Annotated in this window: 1 protein-coding gene; it reads right to left on the bottom strand. The window is 45.5% G+C overall.

Features of this window, described 5'->3' with window-relative positions:
* A partial coding sequence (locus FE392_RS18470) for a S8 family serine peptidase (protein WP_319931629.1) occupies positions 1 to 2382 on the bottom strand: 2382 nt, incomplete at its 3' end.
* Positions 2383 to 2871: the final 489 nt, after the last annotated feature.

The raw sequence follows: 2871 nt of genomic DNA, 5'->3' as shown, positions 1-2871 counted from the left end.
ATAACCGGTCGCTACACCAAGTCGCCAATCATTGCCCAAATCTTTATCAGCACCGAGCAAGACACCATAGTTAGATACGCGGTAACCACTAATGTCATTGTTGCCTTTAGCACGCTGCCAGTTACCTATCATCTTCGCCCAGACACCCTTGTGATCTGTTCTGATATTTTGCCCGATCATGTCACCGTCTGCCTGACGTAAACGGGTATTCAGCGTATCGCGCAGATAACGGCTGCTGTCGATTTGAGCACCCGCTATATCTGCATGAATTTGGCCAGACGAAAGTTGCTGGAATGCCTGGCGGGCTTGCGCGGGTGTGTCAGACATCAGAATACTTTCATACACCGGATGCCCCTGATTCAGTCTATCAGCAGCATTAGCCAATGAGCGCTCATTAGTGGTCTGAGCAAAACGTGCAAAACGGGTCGCGTTGCGTTTGATATCCAACATCACACGATCAGGCTGATAACTTAACCCAGTACCAATAAACAAATAATTGGGATCGACAGCAGAAAACTGACCTTTGATCCCATTGTTTGCCTGCAAGATATTGTATTTCTGGCCAAGCAGACTACGGACTTCAGGTTTAGATAACAAGTTGCCGCTGTTTTCCAGTTTAACTTTAACTTCACCGCCTTTGAGACTGACTGAACCATTGCTGCTAATGCTGTCGCCATAGCTATTGGGTGCCACTTCAACATGGTAGAACGAACCCTCGTTGAAAGTGACATTGCGATCGACGCTCAATGTACCACTTGAGCCTGCATTGCCTGGGGCAATATTCGCGCCGGCATGAGCAACGATAGAACCCACTTTACCGTTTCCACTCAAGGTCGCACCGTTCTGTACGGTAACGTCTGAGGTGATGCCGCCACTGACCTGCAACAAGCCATTTTCTACCAGCGTAGGGCCTTTGTACGTACTGTTTTTACCGGCAAGTTCGAGCATACCCTTGCCCGTTTTCGTCAAACCACCGTGGCCACTGATATCGTTGCGCCAACTATCATAGGCGCACTCAATGCTGTCACATACCCGTTCTACTGTGGTTCCTTTTTCAACCACGCCGCCGATGCCCGGGATATTAGCTGTAAATTGGGTTTCAGTATAAGAGCCCTTAATATAGAATTTTTCAGGAATATCTTTCTCTGTGATGAACATTTTAGGCCCATCAATGGCCTCTTTCAGATTCAGCATTCCCCAACCATATTTTTCATCCAGACCGGGAGCGCCCAAATCGGTGGCCGTGGTTTTGAGAACATCTGAAATTTGCCCGGTAGTCATGTACGGGAAGCGCTGCATCAGGACGGCTGCGGCTCCAGACACATGGGGAGCCGCCATCGAAGTGCCGGTCATAACCGTATAAGTAGGAACAACCATCAATTCGCCATTTTCGAGGGCATCTTCATCTATTCGTCCTCCCGGATATAGCGAAACGAAAGTACCTGCACTACTGTAAATTTTTGTGCCGGGCGCAGACAAACAGTAGCTGGCGGTATAACCACAGATTGTTGATGAAAGATTGAGTTCATTTTTTTGGTCCAAGTTGGCGACACTGAGGTAATTTTTCAATGCATCAGGGAAGAAATACGGCATGCCGGCATCTTGCAAAGTCACGTTATAGTTATTGGTATTTCCTGTTGCAAAAACAACTAATTTCCCTTCACGTGCCGCCCGTAATAAACCTGCCGTTCTCGCGATGGGGTCATCACGAACTGGAATAGGGGAGCGACTTAGTCTATCGATTTCATCTTTGATTGGTTTGACAAAGTTAGCGACATCTTCCAATGTCACTTGCTCGTAATCTATCGTACCATCTGCTCGCAGTTTTGGCGTGCCGTCTGGGTTTTTAGGAAATTTAGGGACAGAACCCCAACTATTATTAATAATGCGGACATTGCTCTGTATCATGGCTTCAGTGCGGTTAAATTGGTTTTGCAAATACTTGCCAGTAATCAGCCCCGCATCAAATGCCACGCCATGCATTTCCTTACCATCACGGCTCGCGGCAATGATGCCGGAAACATGGTTGCCGTGGGCACCGAACTCAAAGATTCCAGTGTAAAGGTTCACTTCGTGATTCCACGGATCTTCCGGGCTAAGAATGTGCAGTTTTTTGGCAAATTCTGGGTGGTGGGTTACTGCTTGATCCAACACACCAACATTGATGCCTTTTCCTGTATAACCCCTTGCATAAGCATAATGGGCACCAATAGCGGCCAATCCCCATTGATGGTTAAATTCTTCCGATAACCAGCTGTCAGGTAGATTTTTCTTACCCTGTTCTTGATATTCGGCCGCTGCCATAGACGCATTTATAGGTAATAATCCAAAAAATAATGTCATCCACAAAAATATCGGTCGTGCCGAATTGTTTTTTTTCATGAGAGAGTTCCCATTTTTCATAAAGTGGAGACTTTCAATTCGCTGTTTGGCACTTTGCTCCTTGAAAGTCCTTATTTATAAAACCGATGATATAAAGTCCGGCAAACAGGCAGGGGATATGCCCCTATATAATAAAATACCAAATATAGGTTAAACCTTGTCTTAACCATCTGCTTAAATGACTACCGAGGTGATTTGTATTATCGCCTGTACATAGAACCCGACACTGATAAAAATGAAAACTCACTGCCAATTTTTATCAGCAGTGAGTTTTATCGTAGAAAAAATAGATAATTTTTACTGTCTATTTCTTACAGAGGTCTATTTATGACTTATCAGAACCGCCAATTAGCATTCAGGAATACGCCGTTATCTTTATGGCTGGTTGATAGCACACCGTTATATCCCAGAGAGAGTTGGGTGTTCTCATTAAGATTTAATTCAGTGCCTGCTTTGACTACAGCGGCGTCGCGTGAGGCTGCAACACTA

It is taken from the genome of Xenorhabdus santafensis (assembly GCF_033949405.1).
In the GTDB taxonomy this organism is placed as follows: Bacteria; Pseudomonadota; Gammaproteobacteria; order Enterobacterales; family Enterobacteriaceae; genus Xenorhabdus; species Xenorhabdus santafensis.
This window is presented reverse-complemented; position numbering and strand designations above follow the sequence as displayed.